Origin of the sequence: Bacillus sp. SIMBA_074, from assembly GCF_046534555.1 — a bacterium.
In the GTDB taxonomy this organism is placed as follows: Bacteria; Bacillota; Bacilli; order Bacillales; family Bacillaceae_G; genus Bacillus_A; species Bacillus_A mycoides.
In genome coordinates, this window is the sequence record NZ_JAWRYM010000596.1 from 1 (window position 1) to 268 (window position 268).

The 268-nt window shown below is 42.5% G+C and carries 1 protein-coding gene; it reads right to left on the bottom strand.

Translation table 11 applies throughout. From position 1 onward, the window contains the following. Positions 1-113: VOC family protein (locus tag SB773_RS32120; protein WP_410594401.1), on the bottom strand; the 113-nt coding region annotated here is incomplete at its 3' end. Positions 114-268: the final 155 nt, after the last annotated feature.

Genomic DNA, 268 nt, shown 5'->3' on the forward strand with positions numbered 1-268 from the left:
TCTCTTTTGGTGACAAACCCTAACACCTCAGTATAAAATTTGTGGGCTTTATCCTGATCATCCACAAAAACGCTCGTCAGTTTAATCTGCATCTCTTTTCCCGTCCTTTCCATTGTGTTTATGTTAGCGGGATTGACGGCAAAAGTACGGTTCACACCATCCCGTTTCGTAAGTGGTCCAAACGCTCCCTACTATTATAACGAAACATGTGCCATAGATATCCGCCCTTGGTATGGGGCGGAACTTATTTTTTTATTTATCAGCTGGT